Below are 18047 nucleotides of genomic sequence, written 5' to 3'. Positions count from 1 at the left end.
ATCTACAGGAAGGCCCGGCGCTTCATCGCCGGGCCTTCCCCGTTTGGGGCCGATCCTGTGGAAAGGCCGCATGGCGGCGGAACCGCCTTCGCCCGATGCCCGATGCGCCGGGCGGGGGCAGGCGCTACAAGGGACGCGGCCCCCGGCGGCCACGTTTCCCGCATCGAAGATCTGGAAGGGTCGCGACATGGCTGAGCCCGCGCGCAAGTTCGAGGAGGAGGCCGCGCTCTATCGCGAGGCGCCGGCCAATATCGAGGCCGAGCAAGCACTGATAGGCGCGATCCTCGTCAACAACGACGCCTATTACATCGTCCACGATTTTCTCAAGCCCGAGCACTTCTTCGAGCCGCTGCACCGGGAAATCTTCTCCAAGACCTCCGAGATGATCCGGATGGGCAAGATCGCCAATCCGGTGACGATCAAGACCTTCCTGGCCGCCAACGACCGCGTCGGCGACATGAGCGTGGCGCAGTATCTGGCGCGGCTGGCGGCCGAGGCCACCACCATCATCAACGCCGCCGACTACGGCCGGGCGATCTACGACCTGGCGCTGCGCCGCTCGCTGATCGGCATCGGGGAGGAGATGGTGAACACCGCCTTCGACGCCCCCCTCGACACGCCCCCCAAGGTGCAGATCGAGGAGGCGGAGCGGCGGCTGTTCGAGCTGGCCGAGACGGGCCGCTACGACGGCGGCTTCCAGGCCTTCACCGACGCCATGTCGCTTGCCATCGAGATGGCGGGCGCGGCCAAGGACCGGGACGGCGGCCTCTCCGGCATCTCCTCCGGCATCCGCGAACTCGACCGGCGCATGGGCGGGCTTCAGCCCTCCGACCTCATCATCCTGGCCGGCCGCCCGGCCATGGGCAAGACCTCGCTCGTCACCAACATCGCCTTCAACATTGCCGGCGCCTACGAACCGGCCGAGCAGGCGGACGGCACCTTCAAGGCCAAGAACGGCGGGGTCGTCGGCTTCTTCTCCCTCGAAATGAGCGCCGAGCAGCTCGCCACGCGCATCATCTCCGAGCAGAGCGAGGTCTCCTCCTCCAAGATCCGGCGCGGCTCCATCACCGATGCGGAATATTCCAAGCTGGTCGCCTGCACGGAGATGATGCAGCGCGCGCCGCTCTATATCGACCAGACCGGCGGCATCTCCATCGCCCAGCTGGCCGCGCGCGCGCGGCGGCTCAAGCGCCAGCGCGGGCTCGACGTCATCATCATCGACTATGTGCAGCTCATGCAGGGCTCCTCGCGCAAGGCATCGGAAAACCGCGTGCAGGAGATTACCGAGATCACCACCGGGCTGAAGGCGCTGGCCAAGGAACTGCACGTTCCCATCGTCGCGCTCTCGCAGCTCTCGCGCCAGGTGGAGAACCGCGAGGACAAGCGCCCCCAGCTCTCCGATCTTCGCGAATCGGGCTCCATCGAGCAGGATGCCGACGTGGTGATGTTCGTCTATCGCGACGAATACTACCTGCAGAGCAAGGAGCCCAAGGAAGGCACCGACGAGCATCTCAAATGGCAGCAGGCCATGAACGAGGCGCGCGGCAAGGCCGAGGTCATCATCGCCAAGCAGCGCCACGGCCCGACCGGGACGGTGCCCCTCGCCTTCCAGGCCGAGTTCACCCGCTTCACCGACCTTGCCGAGGAAAGCCATCTCCCCGAGCGTTTCGAGTAGACAGACATGAGCGAGACCGCCTCTTTTCCCGCCGACGCCACCACGATCTCCACCAGCCTGCACGCGGCCCCCGCGGCGGGGCGCCGTCCCTTCGTGGAGATCGATTCCTGGGCGCTCAAGGCCAATTGGCGTTCGCTCGCCATGGCAAGCGGGCGTGCGCGCACCGCCGCCGCCGTGAAGGCGGACGCTTACGGGCTGGGCGTCGAGACCACGGCCAAGGCCCTGTTCGGCGCGGGCTGCCGCGACTTCTTCGTGGCCTATGCCGAGGAAGGCGCCAGCGTGCGCGAGGCGATGCCGGGCAAGAACTTCCGCGTTTTCGTTCTTCAGGGCCTCGACCCGCAGGCGGCCGCCATCTGCCGGCGGCATCGGCTGATCCCCGTTCTGTCCACGCCCCAGGACATCGCCACTTGGCAAGAGACGGCGGCCGGTGAACTGCCGGGTGTCTGCGCCCTCCAGCTCGAAACCGGGATGAACCGCCTCGGGCTCGACGAGGCCGAGGCGAAGCGGGCCGCCCGGCTGGCGGCCGAAGGCAAGCTCGACCTCGCTCTGGTGATGAGCCATCTGGCGAGCGCCGACGACCGCGACGGAACGCAGAGCCAGGGCCAGCTCGAGCGCTTCCAGGCGCTGACGGCGCATTTCCCGCATGTCGGCCGTTCGCTGGCCAATTCGGCCGGCACCTTTCTGGACCCCTCCTATCATTTCGACCTGACGCGCCCCGGCATCGCGCTCTACGGGGGCGCGGCCTCGCTCGACCCGGACGGCTCGATCCGGCCCGTCGTGACACTCAAGGCCCACATCCTCCAGCTTCGCTGGGCGGCCAAGGGCCAGGCCGTGGGCTATGGCGCCAGCGCCAGGCTGGCGCGGCGCACGCGCGTGGCGACCATCGGCCTCGGCTATGCGGACGGCTTGCCGCGCTGCCTCTCGGGCCGGGGCGCGGAGGTCTTCGCCGCCGGCCGGCGAGCGCCCATTCTCGGCCGCATCTCCATGGATCTGACCACGGTGGACGTGACGGACATTCCCGAGGACGATCTTGCCCCCGGCGACACGGTCGAGGTGTTCGGCCCGAACATCCCGATCGACGAAACGGCCGAGCGGGCCGGCACCATCGGCTACGAGCTCCTGACCTCGCTGGGACCCCGCGTCTCGCGGAACTGGCGCTGATGGCGGTCAAGACGCGCGCCACCTTCGTCTGCCAGAACTGCGGCGCCGTCACCTCGCGCTGGCAGGGGCGCTGCGATGCCTGCGGCGAGTGGAACACGATCGTGGAGGAGAACGAGGCCGGTGGCATCGGCGGTGGGCCCGGCGGCGCTTCGCGCGGGCGCCGCAAGGGCCGCGTGGCCGCGCTCATGCCGCTCTCGGGCGAGATGGAGGAGGCGCCGCGCATCGTCTCGGGCCTGCCCGAGCTCGACCGCGTGACCGGCGGCGGCTTCGTGCGCGGTTCGGCGCTTCTGGTGGGGGGCGATCCGGGAATCGGCAAGTCCACGCTGCTCATGCAGGCGGCGGCGGCCCTCGCGCGCGGCGGGCATAGCGTGGTCTATGTCTCGGGCGAAGAGGCGGTGGCTCAGGTGCGCCTTCGCGCCCAGCGGCTCAAGGCGGCCGACACCTCCGTGCAACTGATGGCCGAGACCAATATCGAGGACATCCTCGCCACCCTCTCGGCCCAGAAGCGGCCGGACTTCGTGGTGGTCGATTCGATCCAGACGGTGTGGACGGATATCGCCGATTCGGCGCCCGGCACCGTGACGCAGGTGCGCGCGGGCGCGCAGGCGTTGATCCGCTATGCCAAATCCTCCGGTGCAGCGGTCATCCTCGTCGGCCATGTGACGAAGGAGGGCCAGATCGCCGGCCCGCGCGTGGTGGAGCACATGGTCGATGCCGTTCTCTATTTCGAGGGCGAAGGCGGCCATCACTACCGCGTATTGAGAACGGTGAAGAACCGCTTCGGCCCCACCGACGAGATCGGCGTGTTCGAAATGGGCGATTCGGGCCTGCGGGAGGTGTCGAACCCCTCCGAGCTCTTCCTGGGCGAGCGCAACGAGAAGGCACCGGGCGCGGCCGTCTTCGCCGGGATGGAAGGCACGCGGCCGGTGCTGGTGGAGATCCAGGCCCTCGTCGCGCCCTCCACGCTCGGCACGCCGCGCCGCTCCGTGCTGGGCTGGGACCAGCCGCGGCTGGCCATGGTCCTGGCGGTGCTGGAGGCCCATTGCGGCGTGCGGCTGGGGCAGCATGACGTCTATCTGAACGTGGCGGGCGGCTATCGCATCAGCGAGCCGGCGGCGGACCTCGCCGTCGCCGCCGCCCTCGTCTCGTCCCTTTCCGGCAAGGCGCTGCCGGGCGACAGCGTCTATTTCGGCGAGATCAGCCTCTCGGGCGCGGTGCGGCCGGTGGCCCATGCCGGCGCGCGGCTGAAGGAGGCGGAAAAACTCGGCTTCCGAAGCGCCGTCATGCCGGCCGGAAGCGCCGACCTGCCCAAGTCGCGCGAGGCCGGGGTGCACGAAATGGAAACGCTGGCGCATCTGGTGGCGACCGTCGCGGGGCGCATGCCGCAAACGGACGCTTGATTTTCGCCGCATCCGCGAGTGTAAGAACGACCAAGGTTCACAACAGCCTTCAGAAGCCGCCCGACGAGCCCCAAAGGACCGGAATGACCGTAACCCTCCTCGATGCGACCCTGGTCGTCATCATGCTGATCTCGGCGATCCTCGCGATGGTTCGCGGCTTCTCGCGGGAAGTCCTCTCCATCGTCTCCTGGGTCGTGGCGGCCCTCGCGGCCTTCTACTTCTACCCGCTGCTCACGCCCTATGCGCAGGAGTACATCAACTCCGAGACCGCCGCGATGGCCGCCTCGGCGCTGGCGATCTTCCTCATCGCGCTCATCATCGTCTCCTTCATCACCCTGCGGATCGCCGACTTCATCATCGACAGCCGCGTCGGCCCGCTCGACCGTGCGCTGGGCTTCGTCTTCGGCGCCGCGCGCGGGCTGTTGCTGGTGGTGGTGGCCATGCTCTTCTTCAACTGGCTGACGCCCGAGAACCAGCCCGAATGGGTGACGCAGGCCAGTTCCAAGCCCTTCCTCGACGATCTGGGCGGGCGCCTCGTGGCCGCGCTGCCGGAGAACCCGGAAGAGACCATCCGCCAGCAGTTCGGCGGCCCGGACGCGCCCGCGACGCAGACCGGCGAGGGGGCGGCCACGATCGAGGGGGCGATCGAGGATGCCGAGCAGCCGGCCGAGGCCCCGCCCGCCAATTGAGGCAGGCCGCGAAGGTTGCGTTCACAGATGGCGGCCGGGCGAAACGGCGCCCTGCCGCGAAAATTGTTTCGCGTTGCACAAGTCCGCTTCCTATATGGAAGCCCGGTCCTGAAGAGCCTGTTTCCTGACACGGGCGGAGCGAGTGATCCCCATGGACGAGACGCCTTTCGGCCTTGACGACGATACGCTGCATGAGGAGTGCGGCGTCTTCGGCATTCTCGGGCACCCCGACGCCGCGACGCTGACGGCGCTGGGGCTGCACGCGCTCCAGCATCGCGGGCAGGAGGCGGCCGGCATCGTCTGCTTCGACGGGCGCCAGTTCCATTCCGAGCGGCGGATGGGCCTTGTCGGCGACCATTACACCGACCCGGCCACCCTCGCCCGCCTGCCCGGCGACATGGCCATCGGCCATGTGCGCTACTCGACCACGGGCGAGACGATCCTGCGCAACGTCCAGCCGCTTTTCGCCGAGCTGAACGAGGGCGGCATCGCCATCGCGCACAACGGCAATTTCACCAACGGCCTCACACTGCGCCGCCAGCTCATCGCCAATGGCGCGATCTGCCAGTCCACCTCCGACACCGAGGTGGTGCTGCACCTCATCGCCCGCTCCAAGCTCGCCTCCTCGGGCGAGCGGTTCGCCGACGCCATCTCGCAGGTGGAGGGCGGCTATTCGATGCTCGCCCTCACCCGCACCAAGCTCATCGCAGCGCGCGACCCGAACGGCGTGCGCCCCTTGGTGATGGGCGATCTCGACGGCAAGCCGATCTTCGCCTCGGAAACCTGCGCGCTCGACATCATCGGCGCCAAGTTCGTCCGCGACGTGGAGAACGGCGAGGTCGTGATCTGCGAGCTTCAGCCCGACGGCTCCATCACCGTGGACGCGCGAAAACCTCAGGTGAAGCGCCCCGAGCGCATCTGCCTTTTCGAATATGTCTATTTCGCCCGCCCCGATTCCATCGTGGGCGGCCGCAACGTCTATGTCGCGCGCAAGAACATGGGGCAGAACCTCGCCCGGGAAGCGCCGGTGGAGGCAGATGTGGTGGTGCCCGTGCCGGATGGCGGCACGCCGGCGGCCATCGGCTATGCGCAGGAGATCGGCATCCCGTTCGAGCTGGGCATCATCCGCAATCATTATGTGGGCCGCACCTTCATCGAGCCGACGCAGCAGATTCGCGCCTTCGGCGTGAAGCTGAAGCATTCGGCCAACCGCGCGATGATCGAGGGCAAGCGGGTGGTGCTGGTGGACGATTCCATCGTGCGCGGCACGACCTCGGTGAAGATCGTCCAGATGATCCGGGAGGCGGGCGCGCGCGAGGTCCATATCCGCGTCGCGAGCCCGATGATCTACCATCCGGACTTCTACGGCATCGATACGCCGGAGGCCGACAAGCTTCTGGCCAACCAGCATGACGACCTGGCCTCCATGTGCCGCTTCATCGGCGCCGATTCCCTCCAGTTCCTGTCCATCGACGGTCTTTATCGCGCTGTCGGTGGCAAGCCGCGCGACGCGGCAGCGCCGCAATTCACCGACCACTACTTCACCGGCGATTATCCCACGCGGCTGGTGGACCGGGAGGCGGCCACCAATGTGCGCCGGCTTTCGCTGATGGCCGGCAACGGCTGACATCTCGATCCGGGGGCGTTTCATGGCAGGGGCATTGGAAGGGCGGGTCGCGCTCGTCACGGGCGCGTCGCGCGGTATAGGCTATCACCTCGCCCTGCGGCTGGCGAGCGAAGGCGCGCATGTGATCGCCGTGGCCCGCACCGTGGGCGGGCTGGAAGAACTCGACGACGCGATCAAGGCGCAGGGCGGCGCGGCGACACTCGTTCCCCTCGACCTCCTCGACATGGACGGCATCGACCGCCTCGGCGGGGCCATCGACGAGCGGTGGGGAAAGCTGGACATCCTCATCGCCAATGCCGGGATGCTGGGCGTCCTCTCCCCCATCGGGCATATCCAGGCCAAGGTCTACGACAAGACCATGCGGCTCAATGTCGATTCGACCTGGCGCGTCATCCGCGCGACCGACCTTTTGCTGCGCCGCTCCGATGCCGGGCGCGCGGTGGTCATGTCCTCGGGCGCGGCCCATTCGGCCAAGGCCTATTGGGGGCTCTACGCAGCCAGCAAGGCTGCTTGCGAGGCATTCGTGAAGTCCTGGGCCAACGAAACGCGCAGCCTTCCGCTGCGCGTCAACTCGGTCAATCCCGGCGCGACGCGTACGGCCATGCGCGCGCTGGCCATGCCCGGCGAGGACCCGCAGACCCTGCCCTCGCCGGCAGAGGTGGCCGAGAAGATCCTGCCGCTCACCTTTGCCGGCCTTGCCGAGACCGGCCGCCTTTTCGACGTGCGGCAGAACCGCTTCCTGACCTATCGCGATCCCGAATAGCTAATGGCCGGGCGCGGCGTGCATGCGCTCGCTGCGGCGATAGGAGCGGATCGAGAAGGGAATGGTAGCGAAGTAGACCAGCACCGAAATGGTGAGCGTCGTCCACGTGAAGGCGACAAGCATGGCGATGTAGAAGACCACGAGCAGCATCAGCGGCACGACCCATTCACGCCGCAGCGGGATGCCGATGGTCTTGCCCGAGAAGGTCGGGATGCGGCTTGCCATCAGCAGGCCGACGACGACGAGATAGATGGAGGCTGCCACCGCCGTGATCTGCGGGAAGCCGAGGCCGGGCCCGGCGAGCCCCAGATAGATGGGGAACAGGGCCAATCCGGCGCCTGCGGGAGCGGGAACACCGACGAAATACGCGCTCTTCCACGCTGGCTTGTTCGGCTCGTCCAGCATGGTGTTGAACCGCGCCAGCCGCAGCGCCGAGCCGGCCGCATAGAGCAGCGCCGCCGTCCAGCCCACGGCCCCCGCATCGTGCAGCGTGAAAGCATAGAGCAGCATGGCGGGCGCGACGCCGAAATTGACGATATCGGCCAGCGAATCCATCTCCGCGCCGAAGCGGCTCTGCCCGTTCATAAGGCGCGCGATGCGCCCGTCGATCCCGTCGAGGAAGGCCGCGCCGAGCACGAGGATGACCGCCAGCTCGATCCGCCCCTCGAAGGCGAAGCGTATCCCCGTCATCCCGGCGCAGATGGACAGGATGGTGATGAGGTTCGGCACGATCTGCCGGATGGGAATGCGCGAGCGGTAGCTGGCGCCGGGCTCCGGCGTCTGGTCGCTCATCCCGTCAGTCCCTCCGGAAGGCCCAGCCGGAGAGGCCCGCCCCGTGCTCGGCGATCACCGTCTCGCCGGCACGCGCCGTCTGCCCCTCGGAAACGCGCGGCTGGAAGCCTTCCGGCAGGTAGATATCGAGGCGCGAGCCGAAGCGGATGAGGCCGAAACGCTGGCCGGTCTCCAGATGCTCGCCGGCCGAGACGAAGGGCACGATGCGCCGCGCCACAGCGCCGGCGATCTGCACCACGCCCACCTCACCCTTCGGGCTGTCGATGACGAGGGAGGAGCGCTCGTTCACCTCGCTCGCCTTGTCCAGTTCCGCATTGGCGAACTGGCCTTCCTTGTACGCCATGCGCAGGATGCGCCCGCGCACCGGGGCGCGGTTCACGTGGCAGTCGAACACGTTCATGAAGATGGAGATGCGCAGCATCGGCTCGTCGCCCAGTGCAAGCTCGGCCGGCGGCAGGACATGGCCCACCAGCGAGACCTTGCCGTCAGCCGGGCTGACGGCCAGATGCTCCGCCTGCGGCGTGACGCGCTCGGGATCGCGAAAGAAATAGGCGCACCAGAGCGTGAGCACGAGGCCCAGCCAGAACAGCGGCTCCCACAGGAAGCCGAGCAGGATGGAGGCCACGAAGAAGCCGGCGATGAAGGGGTAGCCCTGCCGGTGGATCGGCACGAGGACGTTTCGGATCGACTGGATCATGTCCATCGTGCGTTTGTCTTCCTTCTCATGATGTCGGGCACGGGCGCTTGGCCCGCATTAAGGCATGGCGGGCCGCGCGTTCAAGCACCGCCATCGTCGTCAAACGCCCCGGAGGCATGGATCGGTTCCTCGCGGGTGCCCGGATCGTTCACCCGCCTTCGCTGGAGGATGCCCTGCTCATCCGCCTCGCGGGCGCGGCGCAGCGCCTCCTCGGCCTCGCTGGCCTCGCGCTGCATGGTCCACATCTCGGCATAGAGTCCGCCGCGCTCCAGCAGTTCGCCGTGCGACCCGCGCTCGACGATCTGACCGGCCTTCAGCACGATGATCTCGTCGGCGGCCACGATGGTGGAAAGGCGATGGGCGATGGTCAGCGTGGTTCGGTTCCTCGACACGAGATCGAGCGCATCCTGGATTTCCTGCTCGGTATGGGTATCGAGCGCGGAAGTGGCTTCGTCCAGCACGAGGATCGGCGGCGCCTTGAGGAGCGTGCGGGCGATCGCCACGCGCTGCTTCTCACCGCCCGAAAGCTTGAGGCCGCGCTCGCCCACCATCGTCTCGTAGCCCTCCGGCAGCGCCGCGATGAAGGGGCCGATCTGCGCGCGCTCGGCCGCCTGCCGCACCTCGTCCTCGGGCGCATCCACGCGCCCGTAGCGGATGTTGTAGGCAATAGTGTCGTTGAAGAGCACCGTGTCCTGCGGCACGATGCCGATGGCCGCGCGAAGCGAATCCTGCCTCACCGCCGCGATGTCCTGCCCGTCTATGGTGATGCGCCCGGATGTGACGTCGTAGAAGCGGAAGAGCAGGCGCGATATGGTGGACTTGCCCGCGCCTGAGGGCCCGACGATGGCGACGGACTTGCCCGGCGGCACCTCGAACGAGATGCCCTTCAGGATCTCGCGCTCGGGATCGTAGGAGAAGCGGACGTCCTCGAAGCGGATGGCGCCGCTGGAGACGGCGAGCGGGCGGGCGTCCGGATGGTCCTTCACCTCTTCCTCCACACCCAGAAGCTCGAACATCTTCTCCATGTCGGTCAGCCCCTGCCGGATTTCGCGGTAGACGAAGCCGATGAAGTTGAGCGGGATCGAAAGCTGCATCAGCAGGGCATTGATAAAGACGAAGTCGCCGAGCGTCTGCGTGCCGGCCTGCACCTCCAGCGCGCTCATCACCATCACCGCGCCCATGCCGGCCGAGAAGATCACCCCCTGACCGAAATTCAGCCAGCCGAGCGAGGTCCAGGTCTGGGTCGCCGCCTTCTCGTAGCGCGCCATGGAGCGGTCGAAGCGCTCGGCCTCCATACCCTCGTTGCCGAAATATTTGACGGTCTCGAAATTCAGGAGGCTGTCGATCGCCTTGGTGTTGGCGTCCGTGTCCGAATCGTTCATCTCGCGGCGAATGGCGATGCGCCAGTCGCTCGCCTTCACCGTGAACCAAGCATAGACGGCGACCGTGGCCGTCACCACGGCCACGTAGGACAGGCCGTAGGAGAAGCCGAAGATGGCCGCCGTCAGCAGGAATTCCAGGATGGTGGGGACGGTGTTCAGCACCGCGAAGCGCACGATGGTCTCGATGCCCTTGGTGCCGCGCTCGATGATGCGCGACAGGCCACCGGTGCGCCGCTCCAGATGGAAGCGCAGGGAAAGCTGGTGCATGTGGACGAAGGTTCGGTAGGCCAGCCGGCGCACCGCATACTGGCCGACCTGCGCGAAGATCGCGTCGCGAAGCTGGTTGAACGCGACGGAGAGAACGCGCGCGACATTATAGGCGACGACCAGCGTCACCGCGCCGGTCAACGCCAGCGGCAGCCACGCCTGCGCCGAGTGCGTCCCGTCGAGCGCGTCCGTGGCCCATTTGTAGAAGTAGGGAACGCCGACGGTCAGCAGCTTAGCGACGAGGAGGTAGAAGCTCGCCCAGAGAACGCGCGCGCGCAGATCAGGCCGCTCGCGCGGCCACATATAGGGCCAGAGGTTGCGAAGCGTGGTGAAGAGCGCACCGGATTCGCCCGATACGGCCGGCTGGTTCGTGGGAGCCAAGGGGAAACGTCCTCGTGCGGGCGGCCATGCGTCGGCCCACCCTTCGAGAAGCGTTCTAGAGGAGAGCGTTCCGCGCTTCCACCCCGCAGCCCATCGTCACCCGTCGGCGTCGGGCAGGAGAAAGACCTGCCCGGGATAGATGAGGTTCGGATTCCTGATCTGCTCGCCATTGGCGAGATAGATGACGGTGTAGCGGCTTCCCGCACCGTAGGTCTCGCGAGAGATGCGCCAGAGCGTGTCGCCCCGGCGGATGATGACCCGGCCTTCCACCGGCTCCAGCGCCGCCTGCCGGCCCGCCGCGTCTGCGCCCTGGCCGGCCCCGTCCGCCGCGCCGCGAAGCAGGGAGGCGACGGCCGACACGGACTCGCCTTCGGGCCGCTGGAACGGCACTTCCACCCGCGCGATCACCGAACCGTCCTCGGCCAGTTCGTCGATCCGCACGATATGGTCGCCCACGGCGACATCGGCCAGCGCCGAGGCGAGAAACTCCTCGCCGCCTGTGCCTTTCGCCTCGGTCACGAAGACATCGTCGACATAAAGCCGAACGGTCGAGCCCGGGCGGGAGATACCGGCCACATAAAGACGATCGCGTTCGATCTCCACCGCCCGGATCGCGAGGGAGGTATCCGCAAGGCCCGGGACATCCGGGCCGCCGGCGGCAAGCAGGGCCGTTTCGCCCGGCGCAGGCGCCGCCACCTCGGCCACCGGTGTGGTGAGATCGGGTTCGGGCGCGGCGACCACGCGGGAGGGCGCGCCGGGCTCTTCCAGCATCACCAGAAGCTCGCTTTCGCGGCCGCGCGGGGGGATGCTGACGAGCGCCGTCTCGCGCGAAGCGGACAGGGTGCCCTCCACCGTTTCCGTCTCCAGGCGAAGCTGATGCTCTCCGACATCCAGAACGGCGGCGAGCGCGAAGGCGAAATCGCCGCCCGCCCCGGCCGTTTCGCGGGCCAGCACATCGTCGCCACGGCGCAGGACGACCTGCGAGCCGGGCGCCGCCATGCCCGCGATGACGGCCGACCCGTCCGGCTCCACCCGAAGCAACTCGAAGCTCGGCACCACCGCCTCGACCTGGGCCTCGGCTTGCGGCTGTGTGCCTTCGTTCGTCGGGACGGTTTCCTGAGATGCGGTTGTCGCAGCGGCCGGCGCGCCGGCATCGGCCGGATGCGGCAGGATGACGGAAAAATGCCAGTAACCGGCGAGAAGCCCGCCGCCCACGGCCGCGATCGCGGCGATAAACCAAAAGCCCGTTGGAGTTTTCATGTCCGTTCCGACGAAAGAGTCAGGAGCTGCCGCCCGCAAACCTTAACGGAGACGGGGAAAGACAACAAGAAGAACGATTGTCAAGCTTAGGTGTGAACGGAAATACACTGGGAGGAATGGTAGCAGCGGGCAGATTTGAACTGCCGACCCCCGGGTTATGAGTCCGGTGCTCTAACCAACTGAGCTACGCTGCCACGCATGAAGGCGCCCTCAAAGAGCGCCGCCCGCTGGATGGCCGGGGTATAGAGAGAGGCTGCCCCGCCTGTCAAGCTTCGCCGTCATGCCTTGCGGCCTTCGGGGCGGAAAGGCTAGTTCGGCGCAGCAATCATCACGCGGGAGCCGAGATGTCCAAGCCGAGGATCGCCGTCGTCGGGTGCGGCCAATGGGGCCAGAACCATGTGCGCACCCTGTCGGAGCTCGGCGCGCTGGCGGCCATCTCCGACCATGACGAGGCGCGCGCCCGCGCGATGTCCGAGCGCTACGGCGTGCCCGCGCTCGGCCTCGAGGAGGTCGCCGGCTCGCGAGAGATCGACGCCGCCGTCCTCGCCCTGCCCTCTCGCCTGCACGGACCGACAGGGCGGACGATGCTGAAGGCGGGCAAGGACGTTCTCATCGAAAAGCCGATCGCGCTCGATCCCGCCGACGCCGCGCACACGGCCGAGGTGGCGCGCGAGAGCGGGCGCCTCCTGATGGTCGGCCATGTCCTGCGTTTCCACCCGGTCTTCGAGCGGCTCTGCGAGGTCGTGTCGCGAGGGGGGATCGGCGACATCCGCCACATGGTGTCCACCCGGCTGGGCCTCGGCCGCTTCCTCGGCATGGACGCCATCTGGGACCTGGCTCCGCACGACCTGTCGCTGGTTCTGAAGATCGCCGGCGGCGCGCCGGAGCGAATCGAGACCTCGGCCCGCAGCGTCCTCAGCGACGAGATCGATGTCGCCGACATCCGCATGGACTTCGCCGGCGGCCTTTCGGCCGAAGTGCACGTCTCACGCATATCGCCGTTCCGCGACCGCCGCTTCACCGTGGTGGGCACGCAAGGCATGATCACCTTCGATGATCTGGCGCCGGAGGGGCAGAAGCTGGCGCTCTATGCGCACCGGGTCTGGCGCGAGGGCGCGGGCTTCGCCTTCCACAACGCCGACCCGGAATATCTGGAAACCGTGCCCGGCCTGCCCCTCGACCGGGAGTTGCGCCATTTCATCGAATGTATCGAAACGCGCCGCGAGCCGGAAACAGGCGCGGCGGAAGCGGTGGAAACGGTGCGGATCCTTTCCGCCGCCTCGCCCTATCCTTCAAGCCGCGCTGGCGAATGAACCGGCCGGGAACGAGCGGGCGATAATGCCGCCGCCCAGAACGCGCGCGCCGGCCCCCTCGCCCGCGTAGAAGACGCAGGCCTGGCCAGGCGAGACGCCGCTCTCACCCTCGGCGAGTTCCACCACCAGTTCGTTGCCGTCTCGCAGCAGCCTGGCCGGGGCGGGCGGGCGGGCCGAGCGAACCTTGACGAAGAGGTCCTCGCCGTGCCCGGCGGCTTCCCCCACCACGCCATCGCCCAGCCAGTTGACGTCCCGCAGCGCGAGCCGGCGCACGAGCAGCGCCTCGCGCGGGCCGACGGTGACGCGCCGCGTCGCGGCATCAATGGACACGACATAAAGGGGCTCGCCAGCCGCGATCTTCAGCCCCTTGCGCTGCCCCACGGTGAAGTTGACGATGCCCTCGTGCCGGCCGAGGCCCCGCCCGTCCAGATGCACGATCTCGCCGGGCTCTCCCGCCTCCGGCCGCAGCTTGGCCACGACATCCGAGTAACGCCCCTTCGAGACGAAGCAGATGTCCTGGCTGTCGGGCTTGGCGGCGACGGACAGGCCGTGCGCCTCCGCGATGCGGCGGGTCTCGGGCTTGGTCAGGCGGCCGAGCGGGAAGCGCAGGAAATCGACCTGCGCCTGCGTGGTGGCGTAGAGAAAATAGCTCTGGTCCCGGTCGAGATCGGCCGGGCGGTGCAGGCTGCGATGGGCACCGGCCGCGCGCGATTCGATGTAATGGCCGGTGGCCAGCGCATCGGCGCCCAGATCCCTGGCAGTCTGGAGAAGATCCTTGAACTTCACCGTCTGGTTGCAGGCCACGCAGGGGATCGGCGTCTCGCCCGCAAGATAGCTGGCGGCGAAGGGGTCGATCACCTGCTCGCGGAACTTCTGCTCGTAATCCAGCACATAATGAGGAATGCCGAGGACAGCCGCCGTGCGGCGCGCATCGTGAATATCCTGCCCCGCGCAGCAGGAACCGGCCCGGCGCGGCGTCGCCCCGCCATCGTAAAGCTGCAGCGTGATGCCGACGACATCGTAGCCCTCCTCCTTGAGCAGGGCGGCGGTGACGGAGGAATCGACCCCGCCCGACATGGCGACGACCACGCGCGTCTCGGCCGGCGCCTTCGGCAGATCCAGGCTGTTCATCTCAAGCACACCATAGGCTTCATTTCGGCCTTCTCACCGTTGCTTGCAAGAGGAGAGGCCCCTTGCGCGCCTTATCGCACGCCCGCGGCCTTGCGGACAATCGCGGCGATCATGCGGACTTGTCTCGACTTCTTATCGAATCCTTACGAGCCGCTTAGCGAAATTTTCAATCCATGGAGCCTAAGGTCCGATCGCGATTAGGTCTTGCGTTGTGTAGAGAGTTCAATGACCGATCAGGTTAGACCAAGAGTGAAATACGTCATCGGCCCGGACGGGAGCCCGCTGACGATCGCGGACCTGCCGCCTTCCAACACCCGGCGCTGGGTCATCCGGCGCAAGGCGGAGGTGGTGGCCGCGGTTCGCGGGGGGCTCCTGAGCCTCGATGAGGCATGTTCGCGTTATACGCTGACGGTGGAGGAGTTCCTCTCCTGGCAGGTATCGATCGACAGCCACGGCCTTGCGGGCCTGCGGACCACCCAGCTTCAGGAATACCGCAAGAAGGTCGACCTGCATCACTGAGCGCCACGCGCTTCAAGCCTTGAGGAAAGGGCCGGTTCGAGAAGAGCCGGCCCTTTTTCCATGGCCGGTGCCCGAACGAAAAAAGGCCCGCCGAAGCGGGCCGTTCGGCGGTGCGCCGCCTCTCGTCAGGCGCTGGCGGCGCGGCGCTCCTCGCCGATCTGCTCCAGCCTCTCGGCATTGGCAAGCTCGGCCTCGGCCTCGGCCAGGGCAAGGCGGGCGGCATTCATCTGCGCCTTCAGCTCCGAGACCGAATCCATCAGATTGTCGCGGCGCGTGCGGGCCGCCTTGGCGAAGGTCGGATAGGCGAAGTGGGTCGTATCGGTGATTCCGGCCTTCTTTTCCTCGCTGGCGATCTGCGCGTCGAGCTCGCCCGCCATGCGCTCGAATTCGCCCATCATGAGTTCGAGCTGGTCGACCTGCCGGCGCTTCTCGCCGACCTTGAACCGCGACAGTCTCACGAGATTGTCCCGCTTGGCCATGAAATCGGTGTCCTCGCTTGCGCCGCGCGGCTCCCCTGAGAAAAAGGGGGCACGCGCCTCGTTGCATCCGACGCGGAGGGTTCGCGCAAGCCTCGAAGGCTACACGCTTAACCGTCTGTTTACGCGCAACGTTAATCCTAGGGGTCGATGACTTAAGGCGGGGTAAATCCTCGAGCGACAAGCGTTCGGATCGTTGAAAAAGACGGTCCTGCGCCTGTTTGCCCGAGGAAGCATCGCAGCAAGTTCCCTGCCCGCGATACTGGCAGGGACCGATCGCGGGAGCGAGGACATCATGGTTACGGAAGGCTTCGTTAACCAATCCATGTCACGATCCCTGGCAGATGAGAGACGAAACGCGATCCGGGCGACAGGGGCGACCGGATCGACGGAGAGGGGAATTGGATGCGCGTTCTTTTGATCGAGGATGACAGCGCGATCGCGCAGAGCATCGAGCTGATGCTGAAGTCCGAGAGCTTCAACGTCTACACGACCGACCTTGGCGAAGAGGGCGTCGATCTCGGCAAGCTCTACGACTACGACATCATTCTCCTGGACCTGAACCTGCCCGACATGTCGGGCTACGAGGTGCTGCGCACGCTGCGCCTGTCCAAGGTGAAGACGCCGATCCTGATCCTCTCCGGCATGGCCGGCATCGAGGACAAGGTGCGCGGGCTCGGCTTCGGCGCCGACGACTACATGACCAAGCCCTTCCACAAGGACGAGTTGGTCGCGCGCATCCACGCCATCGTGCGCCGCTCCAAGGGCCATGCCCAGTCGGTCATCAACACCGGCGACCTGACGGTGAACCTCGATGCCAAGACGGTGGAGGTGAACGGTCAGCGCGTGCACCTGACCGGCAAGGAATATGCCATGCTGGAGCTTCTTTCGCTGCGCAAGGGCACGACGCTGACGAAGGAAATGTTCCTCAATCACCTCTATGGCGGCATGGACGAGCCGGAGTTGAAGATCATCGACGTCTTCATCTGCAAGCTGCGCAAGAAGCTGTCCACGGCCACCGAGGGCAAGAACTACATCGAGACCGTGTGGGGCCGCGGCTATGTGCTGCGCGAGCCTGAAGAGGATTCCCGCGCCGCCTGAGAGGCCCATCCCGGCACCACTGCTCAAAGGCCCGCCTCGCGCGGGCTTTTTTGCGTTCAGGCCGGTTCCGAGCGGGCCTGCGAATAGGGCTTCAGCCAGCCAGCCAGGCTTTCGCGGTCGAAGGGGCGATAAGTGAAGCCGGCGGCCCCTGCCCGCTTGGAACGCGTCATCAGGCCGAGATTGGCCTCCACCAGCGATGCGAGCACCACGCAGCCGGCGGCATGCGGATGCGCCTTGAGCCGCCGGATGGCCGCCTCGACCGGCTCGTCCGGCAAGGTGGCGGAAACGATGGCGATGTCCAGATGCTCCAGATCGGCCAGCACCTTCTCGGCCTCCTCGATGTTGCCGGCCGTTTCGGGCCGGTATCCCGAGAGGGAGAGGATGCGCCAGGCGATCTTGCGCACCACGGGTGATTCGTCGATCACGAGGCAGGTCTGCATCAGGAACTCCGGACAGTCTCGGCCCCCTTGGGGGGCGTGCCGGCGGCCGGCAAGGGACGTGCAGAATGCCCGCCTCTCCTTGCCGGGCGGTTCCCGAAGATAGCCAAAAAAGGGTGAAGGGACGGATGCGCTAGGCGGCTTCGCTCGCCGCGCTCCCCGCGCTTTCGACAGTGAAGACGGCCTCGCCCTCCTTCTGCTCCAGCGACACGCCGAGGCCGGCCTCGGCGGCCAGAAGCAGGGTGTAATAGGGCTGCACGGCGTGGGCGTCGATGGCTTCGTCGTCCGCCTCTCCGGCCAGGAGGGCCCGGAACTTGGCAGGCACGCGCAAGGGAGCGCCGCGCGCCGTGACTACCACCCGCACGGTCGGTTCAAGGCGCTCGACCGCGACCTCCACTTCCTTGCCGCGCGGCACGGAGGCGTTGGCGATGACGACGAGGTTCAGGATGAGCTTGGCGATGTTCTTGGGCACATAGGCGCGCTCGCCGCTCCACGAGAGGCCGGCGCGCTCGAAGGACATGAAGCCCTCCGCCACCTGCTGCGCGTCGCCGAGATCGATCTGGGCCGTGGTCGATCCCGAGGCCCCATAGGCGATGCGGGCGAACTGGAGCTTGGCGACGGCGCTTTTGGTGGAGTTGCGCACGAGCGCCATGGATTCGGGGTCGTCCGGCATCTCGTCGAGCAGTTCGAGCCCGCTCTGCACCGCCCCCACCGGCGAGATGATGTCGTGGCACAGCCGGCTTGCGAGAAGCGCGGCCAGCTCGGGGGCGGACAAAGCAGGCAGGTTCGTCATTTTTCGTCCAGTTCTGGTGGGCGCCTCGCGAGCGCGCATCCCCATGCCCGGCAGGACGCACCGGCTGCACGAAGGCGAACGGCAAGGGCCCGTCGGGGTCGAATCGCGGCGAGAATGAGTCGGCTGGCCCCGTGCGTCAACCGCCTCCTCCCCGGCCGGGCGCGATGGGAGTCGAGTGTTGCC

At 67.3% G+C, this 18047-nt stretch carries 17 protein-coding genes and 1 tRNA gene; 9 read left to right on the top strand and 9 right to left on the bottom strand.

Features of this window, described 5'->3' with window-relative positions:
• Positions 1-187 precede the first annotated feature (187 nt).
• From J7654_RS11030 to J7654_RS11005, 6 genes are all read left to right on the top strand, one after another.
• Positions 188-1675 carry a replicative DNA helicase gene (locus J7654_RS11030; protein ID WP_209735987.1) on the top strand — a complete coding sequence of 496 codons (1488 nt, stop codon included), beginning with the start codon at positions 188-190 and terminating at the stop codon, positions 1673-1675.
• A 6-nt stretch (positions 1676-1681) separates the two neighbouring features.
• Complete coding sequence (gene alr, locus J7654_RS11025; RefSeq protein ID WP_209735986.1) at positions 1682-2836, top strand: alanine racemase; 1155 nt, start codon at positions 1682-1684, stop codon at positions 2834-2836.
• Positions 2836-4236 (top strand): DNA repair protein RadA, encoded by a 1401-nt coding sequence (gene radA / locus J7654_RS11020; protein WP_209735985.1) that lies wholly within the window; start codon positions 2836-2838, stop codon positions 4234-4236. Before alr ends, radA begins: the two co-directional genes overlap by 1 nt.
• A gap of 83 nt (positions 4237-4319) precedes the next feature.
• Positions 4320-4925 carry a CvpA family protein gene (locus J7654_RS11015; protein ID WP_209735984.1) on the top strand — a complete coding sequence of 202 codons (606 nt, stop codon included), beginning with the start codon at positions 4320-4322 and terminating at the stop codon, positions 4923-4925.
• Between the two features lie 151 nt (positions 4926-5076).
• A complete protein-coding gene (gene purF, locus J7654_RS11010; protein ID WP_209735983.1) occupies positions 5077-6552 on the top strand; it encodes an amidophosphoribosyltransferase in 1476 nt (491 codons plus the stop codon).
• Between the two features lie 22 nt (positions 6553-6574).
• Positions 6575-7315, top strand: coding sequence for an SDR family NAD(P)-dependent oxidoreductase (locus J7654_RS11005; RefSeq protein WP_209735982.1), 741 nt, complete (start codon positions 6575-6577; stop codon positions 7313-7315).
• Here the strand turns inward: J7654_RS11005 and pssA are convergent, their stop codons facing one another.
• The 5 genes from pssA to J7654_RS10980 form a co-directional block, all read right to left on the bottom strand.
• Positions 7316-8107 carry a CDP-diacylglycerol--serine O-phosphatidyltransferase gene (gene pssA / locus J7654_RS11000; RefSeq protein ID WP_209735981.1) on the bottom strand — a complete coding sequence of 264 codons (792 nt, stop codon included), beginning with the start codon at positions 8105-8107 and terminating at the stop codon, positions 7316-7318.
• A 4-nt stretch (positions 8108-8111) separates the two neighbouring features.
• On the bottom strand, positions 8112-8810 hold the full coding sequence (locus tag J7654_RS10995) for a phosphatidylserine decarboxylase (protein ID WP_209735980.1): 699 nt from the start codon (positions 8808-8810) through the stop codon (positions 8112-8114).
• Between the two features lie 74 nt (positions 8811-8884).
• Entirely contained in the window at positions 8885-10756 is a 1872-nt protein-coding gene (locus J7654_RS10990) for an ABCB family ABC transporter ATP-binding protein/permease (RefSeq protein WP_209740459.1), read from the bottom strand.
• Positions 10757-10930: 174 nt separating this feature from the next.
• Entirely contained in the window at positions 10931-12094 is a 1164-nt protein-coding gene (locus tag J7654_RS10985) for a LysM peptidoglycan-binding domain-containing protein (RefSeq protein WP_209735979.1), read from the bottom strand.
• A gap of 117 nt (positions 12095-12211) precedes the next feature.
• Positions 12212-12288: transfer RNA gene (locus tag J7654_RS10980), tRNA-Met, on the bottom strand.
• Positions 12289-12438: 150 nt separating this feature from the next.
• Between J7654_RS10980 and J7654_RS10975 the strand changes: the two genes are divergently transcribed.
• Positions 12439-13407, top strand: a complete 969-nt coding sequence (locus tag J7654_RS10975; RefSeq protein ID WP_209735978.1) for a Gfo/Idh/MocA family protein — start codon at positions 12439-12441, stop codon at positions 13405-13407.
• On the opposite strand, the gene mnmA is transcribed toward J7654_RS10975, so the two are convergent.
• Positions 13387-14538 carry a tRNA 2-thiouridine(34) synthase MnmA gene (gene mnmA, locus J7654_RS10970; RefSeq protein WP_209735977.1) on the bottom strand — a complete coding sequence of 384 codons (1152 nt, stop codon included), beginning with the start codon at positions 14536-14538 and terminating at the stop codon, positions 13387-13389. The two genes, J7654_RS10975 and mnmA, sit on opposite strands and share 21 nt — an antisense overlap.
• 225 nt (positions 14539-14763) lie before the next feature.
• Between mnmA and sciP the strand changes: the two genes are divergently transcribed.
• Positions 14764-15057: a CtrA inhibitor SciP gene (gene sciP, locus J7654_RS10965; RefSeq protein ID WP_209735976.1), complete on the top strand. Its 294-nt coding sequence runs from the start codon at positions 14764-14766 to the stop codon at positions 15055-15057.
• 125 nt (positions 15058-15182) lie between these two features.
• Here the strand turns inward: sciP and J7654_RS10960 are convergent, their stop codons facing one another.
• Positions 15183-15536 (bottom strand): flagellar export protein FliJ, encoded by a 354-nt coding sequence (locus J7654_RS10960; protein WP_209735975.1) that lies wholly within the window; start codon positions 15534-15536, stop codon positions 15183-15185.
• 402 nt (positions 15537-15938) lie between these two features.
• On the opposite strand from J7654_RS10960, the gene ctrA reads away from it, so the two are divergent.
• Positions 15939-16634: a response regulator transcription factor CtrA gene (gene ctrA / locus J7654_RS10955; RefSeq protein WP_209735974.1), complete on the top strand. Its 696-nt coding sequence runs from the start codon at positions 15939-15941 to the stop codon at positions 16632-16634.
• Positions 16635-16690: 56 nt separating this feature from the next.
• On the opposite strand, the gene J7654_RS10950 is transcribed toward ctrA, so the two are convergent.
• Positions 16691-17074: a response regulator gene (locus J7654_RS10950; RefSeq protein ID WP_209735973.1), complete on the bottom strand. Its 384-nt coding sequence runs from the start codon at positions 17072-17074 to the stop codon at positions 16691-16693.
• A gap of 130 nt (positions 17075-17204) precedes the next feature.
• Complete coding sequence (gene chpT / locus J7654_RS10945; protein WP_209735972.1) at positions 17205-17864, bottom strand: histidine phosphotransferase ChpT; 660 nt, start codon at positions 17862-17864, stop codon at positions 17205-17207.
• Positions 17865-18047 lie beyond the last annotated feature (183 nt).

This window comes from Aureimonas populi, from assembly GCF_017815515.1.
Lineage (GTDB): Bacteria > Pseudomonadota > Alphaproteobacteria > Rhizobiales > Rhizobiaceae > Aureimonas > Aureimonas populi.
The sequence above is the reverse complement of the archived record's forward strand: the minus strand, read 5'-3'. Positions and strand labels throughout refer to the sequence as shown.